The organism is Pelotomaculum sp. PtaB.Bin117, from assembly GCF_002067195.1.
GTDB lineage: Bacteria > Bacillota > Desulfotomaculia > Desulfotomaculales > Pelotomaculaceae > Pelotomaculum_D > Pelotomaculum_D terephthalicicum.
Genome location: NZ_MVQM01000166.1, coordinates 38,020 through 51,604 on the forward strand (window position 1 = coordinate 38,020; position 13,585 = coordinate 51,604).

Genomic DNA, 13,585 nt, shown 5'->3' on the forward strand with positions numbered 1-13,585 from the left:
TATAGAAACAAACTTCTTTTGTATGAGGCTGGTAAATTACTGGAAGAATATTCTCGGGCTTATTCAGAATTCTGACTCCTGAATTCTGAATACCAGAATAAGTAATGCGTATATAAAATAGGAGGTTGCTTAAGTGGAAAGCGAATGGAAACTGTCCGGCGGAGTGACTGCGGCCGCTGGTTTTCAGGCAGGTACGGCTTCCGCCGGGATAAGGTATAAAATAAAAAAAGATATAGCTGTTATTTATTCTAATGTGCCGGCAGCAGCAGCCGGAGTTTTTACTACTAACATAGTAAAAGCGGCGCCGGTTTTGCTTTCAATGGAACGTGTCGCCGGAGGGAAAGCGCAGGCAATTGTTGTTAACAGCGGTAACGCCAACGCGTGCAATGGTGAGCAGGGGATGGAAGATGCCCTGGCGATGGCGTCCGCGGCGGGTGTTGCCCTGGGCATTCCTGGGGAACTTGTTCTTGTGGCCTCCACCGGCGTGATTGGACAGAAGATGCCCATGGATAAAGTGCTGCCGGGTATTCGGCAGGCTGCCGGTGAAATAAGCGCGGTTGGAGGCGCAATGGCAGCCGAAGCGATTATGACCACTGATACTGTTCCCAAAGAGGCTGCCCGGAAGATTGTCATAGGTGGAAAAACGGTGACTGTCGGCGGGATGGCTAAAGGCTCGGGGATGATTCACCCTGATATGGCTACCTTATTATGTTTTATTACCACGGACGCCGCAATATCTCCCGCCTGTCTCCAGCAGGCGCTTAAATATGCCGTTTCTTGCAGCTTTAATATGATTACTGTGGACAGGGACACCAGTACCAACGACACGGCAGTGGTTCTGGCAAACGGTTTTGCCGGGAATCCGGTTATTGACGGTGAAGGCGATGAATACATATCGTTTCGTGATGTTTTGACCGATGTCTGTGTCAGCCTGGCGATGGATATTGCCAGGGACGGAGAGGGCGCGACCAAGCTGATCCAGGTGGAGGCCCGCAACGCGCGTACCCTTGAAGACGCCCGCCTGGCGGCAAGGGCGGTGGCCGGGTCAAACTTGGTCAAGGCCGCGATTTTTGGCCGGGATGCCAACTGGGGAAGGGTTTTATGCGCTGCCGGTTACTCGGGGGCCAATTTTGACCCGCGTAGGGTAGATATTTTTCTCGGTAACGAGCAGGTTACTAAAAAAGGTTGTTCAATTGAGTTCAGCGAGGAAAGAGCCCTGGAAGTTTTAAAAAAAGATGCTGTACGGATTATTATTGATTTTAATGCCGGAAAATATGATGCTACCGCCTGGGGTTGCGATCTGACCTACGATTACGTCAGGATAAATGGAGATTACCGGACATAGGAGGGTTTTGAGATGTCTACGGCCATTGAAAAAGCGGCTATTTTAGTGGAGGCTTTGCCATATATAAAAAAATTTTACGGCAAGACTGTTGTAATAAAATACGGCGGTCACGCTATGATTAACAATGAACTTAAAGAGGCCGTGCTTACCGATGTGGTGCTGATGAAATATGTCGGGATGCAGCCGGTGATTGTTCACGGGGGAGGCCCGGAAATAACCGGAATGCTGAAAAGGGTGGGCAAAGAGTCAAGATTTGTTGACGGTTTACGGGTTACCGATGCGGAAACCATGGAAATTGTGGAAATGGTTCTGGTAGGTAAGATTAATAAGGACATAGTAGCTCAGCTCAACCGCATCGGCGGGCGGGCGGTGGGTTTGTCAGGCAAAGACGCGAACATGTTCCAAGCGGTTAAGAAACTGCATCAGACACGTACGCCGGAAGGCGGGGAAGAAATGGCGGATATCGGCTTTGTAGGTGATGTCGGCAAGGTCAATCCCGAGATTATCACAAAACTGATCAGAGAGGAATATATTCCGGTAGTGGCGCCGGTAGCCGTAGGAGCCGGGGGAGAAGGCTACAATGTCAATGCCGATTACGCCGCAGGCTGTCTGGCGGCCGCGCTGGGAGCCGATAAACTGATTATCTTAACCGATGTGGAAGGAATCATGGCTGACCGGAACGATCCGGGCTCGCTCATCTCGATTCTGCGGGTAAATGAATTCTCCACTCTTGTTGAACAAGGAAAAATTGACGGTGGCATGATTCCCAAAGTTGAGTGTTGTTTGGAGGCACTGGCCGGAGGAGTGCGTACAACCCACATTCTGGACGGGAGAGTGCCGCACTCGATCCTTCTGGAAGTATTTACCGATAAAGGCATCGGAACAATGGTTGAAAAATGATAATTACTCGGGAGTCAGAGCGAAAAAAGGTTTATACCTGAGTAATTACCAACTTTATTTAGGTTATAAAATGAAGCGGGGTGACTATGTTATGAATACGAAAGAGATAATAGAGATGGGCGATCACTACCTGATGCGGTGCGTCGGGCGTATGCCTTTAGCTCCGGTCAGAGGACAGGGCGCCGTAATGTGGGATGCCGACGGGAATGAGTACCTGGATTTTGTCAGCGGTATTGCTGTAAATTCATTCGGGCATTGTCATCCGGAAGTAGTTGAAGCCATTTCCCGGCAGGCAAAAAAACTGATTCACTGTTCTAACCTGTATTATATCGAGCCTCAAGTGCTTTTAGCCAAAATTTTGGTTGAAAACTCCGGCATGGGTAAAGTTTTTTTCAGCAACAGCGGCGCCGAGGCGAATGAAGCCGCAATTAAACTGGCGCGTAAGCACGCCAAGCTGAAATACAGCCCACGGAAGGTGGAAATAATCACCGCCTGGCAGTCTTTCCACGGCCGGACGCTGGCAACAATAACCGCCACCGGCCAGCCCAAGTACCAGCAAGGTTTTGAGCCGCTCCCCGGAGGCTTTAAATATGCTCCGTTCAACGACCTGGAGGCCATGGAACAGGCAGTTGGCCCGGATACTTGCGCCGTGCTGCTGGAACCGGTCCAGGGGGAAGGCGGCGTCAACGTGGCGTCGCGTTACTACCTTGAAGGAGTGAAAATGCTCTGCCGGGAGCATGGCGCTTTGCTGATTTTCGACGAAGTGCAGACCGGCGTCGGGCGCACCGGACGTTTCCTGGCCTGTCAGCACTACGGTGTGAAGCCTGATATTCTTACCCTGGCTAAAGCGCTGGGCGGCGGTTTTCCGATCGGCGCCGTACTGGCGACAGACGATGTGGCTGCCGCTTTCCAGCCGGGAGATCATGCCTCCACTTTTGGCGGCAACCCGCTGGCCTGCGCCGCCGCGCTGGCCGCCATGGATTTGCTGCTTACGGGTGGTGTGGTGGAAAATGCCGCCGCGGTAGGCGCCTATATGTATGATAAACTGGTGGAGTTGGCCGGAAAATATGATTATGTGCAGGAAGTGCGCGGACTCGGCCTTTTGCTGGGTATCGAGCTGAACGTTGAAGGCAAGGATATCGTTAACGGTTGCCGGGAGAAAGGTCTTTTAATCAATTGTATCAATAATAATGTACTTCGTTTTATCCCGCCGCTGACGATAACAAAGCAGGAGGTAGACCGGGCTGTGGGGATACTGGAGGGAGTTATGGGCAATCTGAATTACTAAAGTAACCGGGAGGTTGGGCAATGCCTAAGCGGAATGACATAAAAAAAGTTCTGGTAATAGGTTCCGGTCCGATTGTTATCGGTCAGGCTGCGGAATTCGACTATGCCGGTACCCAGGCCTGTAAGGCGTTGCGCGAAGAAGGTATTTCCGTGGTGCTGGTTAATTCCAACCCGGCTACCATTATGACTGATCTGGATATTGCCGATCTGGTCTATATAGAGCCGCTTTCATGGGAAAGCTTAGCCAGGATCATTGCCAGGGAGCGCCCCGACGGGCTTCTCCCCACCCTGGGCGGCCAGACCGGTCTGAATATTGCCGTGGAATTAGCTGAAAAAGGTGTGCTGGCTGAGTACGAAGTGAAATTGTTGGGAACCTCTCTGGAGGCTATTAAACGTGCCGAAGACAGGGAGCTTTTCAAGAAGCTGATGCTCGAAATCGGTGAACCGGTGCCTGAAAGCGCTATCGCTGAAAGCGTGGAAGAATGTCTGGCTTTCGCCGGTTTGAACGGTTACCCGGTCATTGTCAGGCCGGCGTATACCCTTGGCGGGACGGGCGGCGGTATTGCTTACAACGAGTATGATTTGACAGAAGTTGCCCGCCGGGGCCTGAAGATGAGTATGATCGGCCAGGTGCTTCTGGAGCAAAGTGTTGCCGGATGGAAAGAGATAGAATACGAGGTGATGCGGGACGGCGCGAACAACTGCATCACTATCTGCAATATGGAAAACATTGACCCGGTCGGCATTCATACAGGGGACAGTATTGTCATTGCCCCGTCTCAAACCCTTTCTGATAAAGAGTATCAGCTCCTGCGGTCGGCTTCTCTGCGGATTATTCGCGCGCTGGAGGTAGAAGGCGGGTGCAACGTCCAGTTTGCCCTCGATCTCAAGAGTATGAATTATTTTGTAATCGAGGTTAATCCCAGGGTCAGCCGCTCAAGCGCGCTGGCTTCCAAAGCCACCGGCTACCCTATTGCGAAGATGGCCGCCAAGATAGCCATCGGGCTTAACCTGGATGAGATTATCAATCCCGTTACCGGCAAAACCACGGCCTGCTTCGAACCGGCTTTAGACTATGTGGTAGTGAAGATACCCCGCTGGCCTTTCGACAAATTCGGCAGCGCAGACCGGACCCTGAGCACCCAGATGAAGGCTACAGGGGAGGTTATGTCTATTGACCGTACTTTTGAAGGGGCGCTGATGAAAGCGGTGCGCTCTCTGGAAGTGGGCGTGGATAGCCTCCACCTGCGCGGGGCCGCCGCCTGGTCCGAGATGGAACTGCAGGACAATCTTTCATATCCCAACGATCTGCGCCTTTTTGCCATAGCCGAGGCCTTCAGCCGCTTTTGGAGTATGCGTGAAATTGCCCAGCTCACCATGATCGATTATTTTTACCTCAGCAAGATAAAAAAAATAATTGAGCTGGAACGCAAGCTGCGAACCGAAGGGCCCAAGCCCCCTCCAGATTTGCTGCGCCAGGCAAAAATTTCTGGTCTGCCTGACTCTCTGATCGGCCGCCTGACCGGACGGACGGCGCAAGATATACGCGCTCTGCGCAAAGAATACGGAGTTGCTCCAACTTATAAAATTGTCGACACCTGTGCCGCCGAGTTTGCCGCCGCCACTCCTTATTATTATTCAACCTATGAAGATGAGGACGAGGTGCCGGTTTCCGGGCGGCCCAAAGTGCTTGTTTTAGGTTCAGGGCCGATTCGCATCGGGCAGGGAATAGAATTTGATTACTGTTCTGTTCATTCAGTATGGGGGCTGCAAAAAGAGGACATCGAAGCAGTAATCATCAACAACAACCCGGAAACAGTCAGCACAGACTTTGATACCGCCGACAAGCTTTATTTTGAGCCGTTGACTCTGGAAGACGTGTTAAATGTAATTGAGAAAGAAAAGCCTCTCGGCGTAATTGTCCAGTTTGGCGGACAGACGGCAATCAACCTTACTGCCGGGCTTGTCTCGGCGGGCATTAAAATTCTCGGTACTCCGGTGGAAGGAATTGATACGGCCGAGGATCGCGGCAAATTTGAAAAATTGTTAACGGAGCTTGGTGTGCCGCAGTCGGAGGGAAAATCAGCCACAACGGTTGAAGCGGCCCGGGACATAGCCGAGAAGTTAGGCTATCCCGTCCTGGTCAGGCCTTCTTACGTACTTGGGGGCCGCGCGATGGAAATTGTCAGCAATACCAGCGAGTTATTGAAGTATATGGCTACCGCCGTGCAAGTTTCTCCCAGACACCCGGTGCTGGTGGATAAATATATTCTTGGCAAAGAGGTGGAAGTGGATGCTGTCGGCGACGGGCGAGACCTTTTTATCCCGGGGATCATGGAACACATTGAGAGAGCCGGAGTACATTCTGGTGACAGTATTGCCGTTTATCCGCCCCAGACCTTAAGCCGTCAGGTAACGGGGAAGATTGTTGAATATACCTTGAAAATCGGCCGGGCGCTGCGAATCTGCGGGCTGATTAACATCCAGTATGTTGTGGATGACAGCGGGGTCTACGTCCTGGAAGTAAACCCGCGGGCATCGCGCACTGTGCCGGTGTTGAGCAAGGTTACCGGGGTTCCGATGGTTCAGGCGGCAACGAGAACCATGCTTGGCAAAAGTCTGGCGGATCTGGGCTACCGCCCCGGACTCGGACCCGAACATGGCTTTATCGCTGTGAAAGCGCCGGTATTCTCCTTCGAAAAGCTCAGCCAGGTTGAGATCTCGCTGGGACCTGAAATGAAATCAACCGGTGAGGTGATGGGAGTTGACCGCACTTTTTCCCATGCTCTATATAAAGCCATGCAGTCGGCCGGGCTGCGGGTGGCATGCAGCGGAGACGTGCTTTTTTCCATAGCGGACCGGGATAAGGAGGAAGCAATACCTCTGGCGCGCGAATACGCTGGCCTCGGGTTCCAACTTCAGGCTACCCCGGGTACGGCGGAATTTCTGAAAAAAGCCGGGCTGACGGTACGTGAGGCAGAAGAAACAGTTTCCTTGGTTTGTTCCGGGAATATAGCCCTGTTGATTAATACCCCCACCCGGGGGAAAAACCGCGAACGGCCGGGCTTTTTGCTGAGGAGAACCGCTGCCGAGTATAAAGTGCCTTGTTTAACTTCGCTGGACACTGCGCGCGCGCTGTCAGTGGTCCTGCGCTATCTAAAACAGGGAGGAGGGCCGGAGCCGTTGAGCATGGCGGAGTTCGGAGCGTCAAGCGTATGTTGTTAAGCTTTTAGAGAGAAGGGATATAAGAGTTGGATGCACAGAAAGTTGTTTTAAAGGGGCGCGACCTTTTAACCCTGCACGATTTCAGTCCGGATGAAGTGGCCGCTATTATTGAGCTGGCCGGTGAATTGAAAGAAAAACAAAATTGTCAAGTACCTCACGCCTGTCTGCAGGGAAAGACTTTAGGAATGATCTTTCAAAAGTCTTCCACCCGTACAAGAGTGTCTTTCGAGGTAGCCATGTACCAACTTGGCGGTTACCCGATGTTTTTAAGCGCAAATGACTTGCAGCTCGGGCGGGGCGAGAGTATTGCCGATACCGCCAAGGTGCTTTCCCGCTACCTGGACGGTATTATGATCAGAACGTACTCTCATGCCGAAGTGGAGGAACTGGCACATTACGCCACCATTCCGGTGATTAACGGACTGACCGACCTCCTGCACCCCTGCCAAATCCTGGCCGACCTGCAAACTATAAAAGAAAGGAAGGGAACTTTTGCCGGTTTGAAGCTGGCCTATGTCGGGGATGGTAATAATATCTGTCATTCCCTCCTGTTCGGCTGCGCCAAGGTGGGTATGCATATCAGCGTGGCCTGCCCGGACGGATATATGCCTGACGGGGAAATCGTCAGGCTGGCGAAGGAAGACGCCTTGCCGACCGGCAGCAAGGTGGAAATAATGAACGATCCGGTCGAAGCAGTCTCTGGAGCGGATGTAGTCGTAACCGACGTGTGGGCCAGCATGGGGCAGGAAGCTGAACAAAAGAAAAGGGCTGGTGTATTCCCCCCGTATCAGGTCAATGAACAGCTGGTTGCCCACGCCGCGCAGGACTACATTTTTCTGCATTGCCTGCCTGCCCACCGGGGCGAGGAAGTAAGCGCCGGAGTGATAGACGGACGGCATTCAGCCGTCTGGGATGAGGCGGAGAACCGCCTGCACGCCCAAAAGGCTGTTTTGGCCTTGCTGTTATAATTTATTGACATATGTGAATAACTGTTGTAGAATTCTACAACAGAGTAATATTATTCCTAATTGTGATAATTGGCGGCATTTTTATGAAAATTGTTCGGAAATTAGCATAAATTCAGTTCAACAAGGTGAAGGAGATGTTGCGCAAATGTCAAAGGCAAAGGTTGTCTTGGCTTACTCGGGCGGGTTGGACACATCAATTATTATTCCCTGGCTGATAGAGAATTATGGTTACGAGGTTATCGCAATGGCAGCCGACGTGGGCCAGGGTGAGGAACTGGCGCCTCTTAACGAAAAGGCCATCAAAACCGGCGCCAGTAAGATTTATATCGAGGATCTGAAGCGGGAGCTTGTTGAGGATTACATCTATCCTACTTTAAAGGCCGGCGCAATTTACGAGGGTAAATATTTGCTGGGCACTTCCATGGCCCGGCCTCTGATCGCTAAAAGGATGGTTGAAATTGCTAAAAAAGAAGGCGCCGAGGCAGTGGCGCACGGCGCCACCGGTAAGGGCAACGACCAGATTCGCTTTGAACTGGGAGTGAAGTCTCTCGCCCCGGAATTGAAGATCATTGCTCCCTGGCGGGAATGGGATATTCGCTCCAGAGAGGACGCCATTGATTACGCCAATGCCAGGGGCATCCAGGTGCCGGTAACAAAGGACCGTGCTTACAGCATGGACCGCAACCTCTGGCACTTGAGCCACGAGGGTGTGGATCTGGAAGATCCCTGGAATGAACCGAAACCGGATATATTGGAATTAATCACACCGCCGGAAAAAGCTCCCGATAAGCCGGCCTACGTCAGTATTGAATTCGAGTGCGGCATACCCGTTAAAGTGGACGGGGCGGCTCTTGATCCGGTAGCTCTTATTGAAAAGCTTAATCAGATCGCGGGGGAAAACGGTGTCGGCATCGCCGATATGGTGGAAAACCGGCTGGTGGGCATGAAATCCCGCGGTGTTTACGAGACCCCGGGCGGCACGGTTTTGTACCAGGCCCACCATGAGCTGGAGCTGTTGACCCTGGACCGCGCAACCATGCATTTTAAAGAATTAGTTGCTTCCCGGTACGCCGAATTGGTTTACGACGGGGTGTGGTTCGCTCCGATCAGAGAAGCCCTTGACGCCTTTGTGGACAGCACCCAGAGAACAGTTACCGGAACGGTGGTAATGAAACTCTACAAGGGAAACTGCACGCCGGCAGGCACAAAGTCGCCGTATTCCCTGTACAACCAGGAACTGTCCACTTTCAGCAAGGACGAAATATACAACCAGCGGGACGCGGAGGGTTTCATCAACCTTTTTGGGCTGCCGTTGAAGGTAAGGGCGCTGATGGAGAAGAATGCGGGATTAAAATAAAAGAATTAGCCAAAGTTTATCATAGGTGGAGTAATCGGGATGAAAAAAATTGCTTTTACAATTGTTTTAATCTTGTTAATTGCCGGTGGACTGACAGGATGTTTGGGTAAGACACAAGAACAAACAGATGCCTCAGCCCAACAGGAAGAGGGAGGATATTCTTCTTCCTCCTCTTCCTCCTCGGGTTATGTATTTAATATACCTGAGACATCAAAAGAAGAAACCCTGAATATACCTGGAAACATCGGGCCGGGGCAGCGTATATTTATTAACGAGTCAGAGGCTGCGGTTGACGGGTTTGGAAATTTCAATGCTCAGCTGAAGCTGACTCCCGGGTTGAATTCTGTTGCATTAAAAGTTGTTTCGAGTGACAACAAATCCATTTACGCAACGGCAAAAAGCGTAAATTATATACCTTCCGACAATCCCAAGCTGGATGTGACCATTCCGGGAGAATATAATTCCGACACGGAGATGCTCATAATCAAAGGCGCGACAGAGCCCGGCTGTCAGGTGGACGCTAATGGTTATCGGGCGACACCGGATGAAAAAGGTGATTTTATTGTCAGTGTGCCGCTGGAAAATGGTGAGAATGTAGTTAAGGTTACGTCAACTAATCAAAAAGGAAAAACAAGCACTGTGCAACAAGTCGTTACTTACAGCAGGCTTAATAACAAACAACCTACGCTCGTCGTTTCGTCACCGGAACCGAAAGACGGCTATGTTTCCACGGAAAAAATTAAGATTAGCGGTTTTACCGAACCTAATAACTTGATTGAGATTTATAATAATTACTACAATGGAGACAGCGCTGTAAAAAGCTTGATTTTTAAAGGGACTACAAGCAACGGTCAGTTTTCCGCCGACGTGACATTATCGAAAGAAGGTGGCGGTGTCAACAACTTGTTAATAGTGGCGACAAATGCATTTGGCGGGACTATATCCGAAACGAGAAATGTTATTTATAAAGCCTCATAGCACAATTAGATAATGAAATATTAAGGGTATTTGCTGGAAAGCAGCTTGCCGGTGACGGACGCCGGACCGGATGTAGAAGGCGGTCACTGGTTATTTATTTTACCCTATAAGGTAAAGAGGTAATTAGATTGAGCAAGCTAGTCATAACATTTATATGTGAGAACAGGCATGATCTGGAAACAGTAACCGTCGATCTTGCCCGCAGGGGAGAAGTAACAAAAGAGGAAATATGGCGGATGCTGACCAAGGACTGCCGATGTAAAAAGTGCGGCAGCGATAAGTTTATCTACCGTACCCGGTATAAAGATTGATAAATTTATGTTGACTAGCCAATAATTAGGCATTATAATCATTTTATTCTGTTATTGGAAAGGAGGATGAGAAATGACGAGGGAACTCATTAATGAAATCCTAAGAGACGTCGGATTAGAGTCAATCTGTGATGGCGAATACGAGAAGGAGGATTAATCTAAGCGATGGATACTATATCCGGAAGCAAATTAGGAAGGAGGCAGGTGAGCAAGGTATCTGCCTCCTTCCTAATTTTATTCTATATTTATTTGGCAGTAAAAAAAGCCCATGTTAAAATAAAACGATAAATACAATATCCGCTGAGGAGAGGCTAAAGGAGGGTCAGGCTATGAGCAAATTATGGGGCGGCCGTTTTCAAAAAGAAACAGATCGACTGGTAGAAGACTTTCACTCTTCCATTTCTTTTGACAAGCGGCTTTATAAATATGATATCAAAGGCAGCATCGCCCATGCCCGGATGCTGGGCAAAACCGGAATTATTTCTCAGGCGGAATCAGAAGAACTGGTGCGCGGGCTGGAGGCGGTGCTGGCCGACATCGAAGCCGGGCGGGTGGAGTTTTCCGTTGGTGCTGAGGACATTCACATGAATGTGGAACAGTTGCTTACCGCCAAAGTGGGAGAAGTCGGCAAAAAGCTGCACACCGCGCGCAGTAGAAACGACCAGGTCGCTCTTGACATCCGCCTATATATCAAAGACGAAATAGAGCAGGTCGGCGCATTGCTTCGTCAGCTGCAAACCGACTTATTAAATCTGGCGGAGAGGCACGTTGATACTATAATGCCCGGCTACACTCACCTTCAGCGCGCGCAGCCGGTAACGTTCGCGCACCATTTGCTGGCCTATTGCCAGATGTTCGGCCGTGATGAGGACCGGCTGCAGGACTGCCGCCGGCGGGCTGACGAGATGCCTTTGGGAGCGGGTGCCCTTGCAGGGACAACCTTCCCCCTGGACAGAAAGTTTGTCGCCGAACAGCTTGGTTTTTCGTCAATTACCTGGAATAGCCTGGACGCGGTGAGCGACCGTGATTTCGCGGTGGAGTTCACGGCGGCGGCTTCTTTAATTATGGTTCATTTAAGCCGGTTTTGCGAAGAAATAATTCTCTGGTCTACCGCCGAGTTTTCCTTCATCGAGCTGGACGACGCCTATAGCACCGGAAGCAGTATGATGCCCCAGAAAAAGAATCCTGACGTGGCTGAACTGATCCGGGGCAAGTCCGGCCGGGTTTTTGGGGATCTGCAAACGTTATTGACCATGCTTAAGGGGCTTCCTCTGGCTTATAACAAGGACATGCAAGAGGACAAGGAAGCGCTTTTTGACGCGGTGGATACCGTGAAAAAATGTCTGCTGGTTTTCGGACGGATGCTTAACACGATGCGAGTAAAGAGAGATAATATGGCGGCGGCGGCGAGGGGCGGTTTCACCTGCGCTACCGATTTGGCTGATTACCTGGTGCGCAAGGGTGTGCCGTTCCGCGAGGCTCACGCGGCGGTTGGGAAGGCGGTTTTTTACTGCCTGGGAAAAGAGCAAACGCTCGAACAGTTAAGCCTTGAAGAATACAAAAAATTTAGTCCTCTGGTGGAAGAGGACGTGTATGAGGCCATCAACATCACATGCTGTGTCGAGGCCAGACAGCTGCCCGGCGGTCCCGCGGCGGAGGCGGTGCTCGAGTCTATTGAAAAGATCAGGCAGCGTTTAGCGGGAACCAAAACCTCACAAAGATAATTGAAATAGCCAAGCCGTTTATCCTGCTTTTGCGAAAAGAACAATGTTTTTAAATTATGCGAAGTTCCAAGCAGCTACAGTTATTGTCAACCTATATACATATTATAGTTGACATATGGACCTGCTCATAATATATTAAAGTTAACCTTTACCATGGGATTGGTTAACAATATAAACGAGGGGGCCTGTCATGAAAATATCTGTCAGAGAAATGACATTAGTGTCCATGTTTGCCGCTTTAACAGCGGTGGGAGCTTTTATCAAGGTACCCATCCCGTATGTGCCTTTCACTCTTCAATTTCTATTCGTCTTGTTCGCCGGTATGCTTCTTGGCAAGAGACTTGGCCTTTTAAGCCAGGTAATATATGTGATGGTAGGTTTGACCGGCGCGCCGGTGTTTGCCAGCGGCGGAGGCCCCGCTTACGTTCTCCAGCCGACATTTGGTTATCTGGTCGGGTTTGCGGCCGGAGCATATATAGTCGGACTGGTGGTGGAAAGAGTGCCCGGCGATAATTTTAAAAAATATCTTTTCGCCGCTCTGGCTGGTCTTACGGTTGTTTATGTTTTTGGCGTTACGTATTTATACCTTATTTTAAACTTCGTGGCGCATAAGACATTCTCAGTTGCTCAAGCGCTCTGGATCGGGGTGGCAGTTTGCCTGCCCGGCGACCTTTTTCTCTCAATAGCGGCCGCGGCAGTGAGTGTGAAGGTTATAAGAAGTTATGCCGCCGCAGGCGGGATTACCGGAAGAGGGTGATTTTTTTTGGCAAAAGGCTTATTTGTAACCGGAACTGATACCGGGGTGGGCAAAACGGTAATAACCGGCGGCCTGGCCGGAGTGTTCAGGAAAAACGGGATTGCGGCGGCGGCTTTTAAACCGGTGCAGGCCGGCGGGATCGAAAGTGAGCAGGGACTGCTGTCTGAAGACGCTCTTTTTTATCGGGCGGCGGCTGGCTTGCCGTACTCCGTCAGGGACATGAACCCTTGCTGTCTCAGGATGCCCCTCTCGCCTAATATAGCCGCGCGGGTTTCCGGGCAGGTAATCGACCCGGCGGCTCTAGCAGAAGCATACCAGCGCCTGGCCGGCGAAAATGATTATGTTTTAGTTGAAGGGGCGGGCGGGCTCTGCGTTCCCCTGGTAGACTATAGCTTTACCATGGCTGACCTGGCGCACTTGCTGGGTATTCCATTGCTGGTGGTGGCCAGACCGGGACTGGGTACCATCAACCATACTGTTTTGACGGTCAGACACGCCCAGTGGATGGGGTTGGAAGTTAAGGGAATTGTGATAAATGGCTACCGGAAGGAGCAGGCTACCTTAGCCGAGCGAACCAACCCCGAAGTTATTGAAGGGATGACCGGTGTGCCGATTCTCGGCATTGTGCCATACCTGCCGGAGACGAATGTCGAATTGTGTCGTGCCGGCGGTCTAGTAGAGATAATAGAGGAAAAAGTAGAGTGGCGCAGTTTAATGTGAATGGGGGAAAGTC

11 protein-coding genes are annotated in these 13,585 nt (G+C 50.9%); all 11 read left to right on the forward strand.

The features are described 5' to 3' along the window. The first annotated feature begins 133 nt into the window (after nucleotides 1–133). Entirely contained in the window at nucleotides 134–1,345 is a 1,212-nt protein-coding gene (gene argJ / locus A4E54_RS12950) for a bifunctional glutamate N-acetyltransferase/amino-acid acetyltransferase ArgJ (RefSeq protein ID WP_240083857.1), read from the forward strand. Nucleotides 1,346–1,357: 12 nt separating this feature from the next. Next, a complete protein-coding gene (gene argB / locus A4E54_RS12955; protein WP_240083858.1) occupies nucleotides 1,358–2,245 on the forward strand; it encodes an acetylglutamate kinase in 888 nt (295 codons plus the stop codon). Between the two features lie 91 nt (nucleotides 2,246–2,336). Next, nucleotides 2,337–3,533 carry an acetylornithine transaminase gene (locus A4E54_RS12960; protein ID WP_240083859.1) on the forward strand — a complete coding sequence of 399 codons (1,197 nt, stop codon included), beginning with the start codon at nucleotides 2,337–2,339 and terminating at the stop codon, nucleotides 3,531–3,533. 20 nt (nucleotides 3,534–3,553) lie between these two features. After that, nucleotides 3,554–6,757: a carbamoyl-phosphate synthase large subunit gene (carB, locus tag A4E54_RS12965; RefSeq protein WP_286726349.1), complete on the forward strand. Its 3,204-nt coding sequence runs from the start codon at nucleotides 3,554–3,556 to the stop codon at nucleotides 6,755–6,757. Between the two features lie 26 nt (nucleotides 6,758–6,783). Then, nucleotides 6,784–7,725 carry an ornithine carbamoyltransferase gene (argF, locus tag A4E54_RS12970; RefSeq protein WP_286726351.1) on the forward strand — a complete coding sequence of 314 codons (942 nt, stop codon included), beginning with the start codon at nucleotides 6,784–6,786 and terminating at the stop codon, nucleotides 7,723–7,725. A 145-nt stretch (nucleotides 7,726–7,870) separates the two neighbouring features. Then, nucleotides 7,871–9,082 (forward strand): argininosuccinate synthase, encoded by a 1,212-nt coding sequence (locus A4E54_RS12975; protein WP_240083862.1) that lies wholly within the window; start codon nucleotides 7,871–7,873, stop codon nucleotides 9,080–9,082. A gap of 39 nt (nucleotides 9,083–9,121) precedes the next feature. Beyond that, nucleotides 9,122–10,060, forward strand: coding sequence for a hypothetical protein (locus A4E54_RS12980; RefSeq protein ID WP_240083863.1), 939 nt, complete (start codon nucleotides 9,122–9,124; stop codon nucleotides 10,058–10,060). Nucleotides 10,061–10,188: 128 nt separating this feature from the next. Continuing rightward, on the forward strand, nucleotides 10,189–10,371 hold the full coding sequence (locus A4E54_RS12985; protein WP_240083864.1) for a hypothetical protein: 183 nt from the start codon (nucleotides 10,189–10,191) through the stop codon (nucleotides 10,369–10,371). Nucleotides 10,372–10,700: 329 nt separating this feature from the next. Continuing rightward, entirely contained in the window at nucleotides 10,701–12,095 is a 1,395-nt protein-coding gene (argH, locus tag A4E54_RS12990) for an argininosuccinate lyase (RefSeq protein ID WP_240083865.1), read from the forward strand. A 190-nt stretch (nucleotides 12,096–12,285) separates the two neighbouring features. Then, nucleotides 12,286–12,852, forward strand: a complete 567-nt coding sequence (locus A4E54_RS12995; protein WP_240083866.1) for a biotin transporter BioY — start codon at nucleotides 12,286–12,288, stop codon at nucleotides 12,850–12,852. Nucleotides 12,853–12,858: 6 nt separating this feature from the next. Beyond that, nucleotides 12,859–13,572 (forward strand): dethiobiotin synthase, encoded by a 714-nt coding sequence (gene bioD, locus A4E54_RS13000; RefSeq protein ID WP_240083867.1) that lies wholly within the window; start codon nucleotides 12,859–12,861, stop codon nucleotides 13,570–13,572. Nucleotides 13,573–13,585 lie beyond the last annotated feature (13 nt).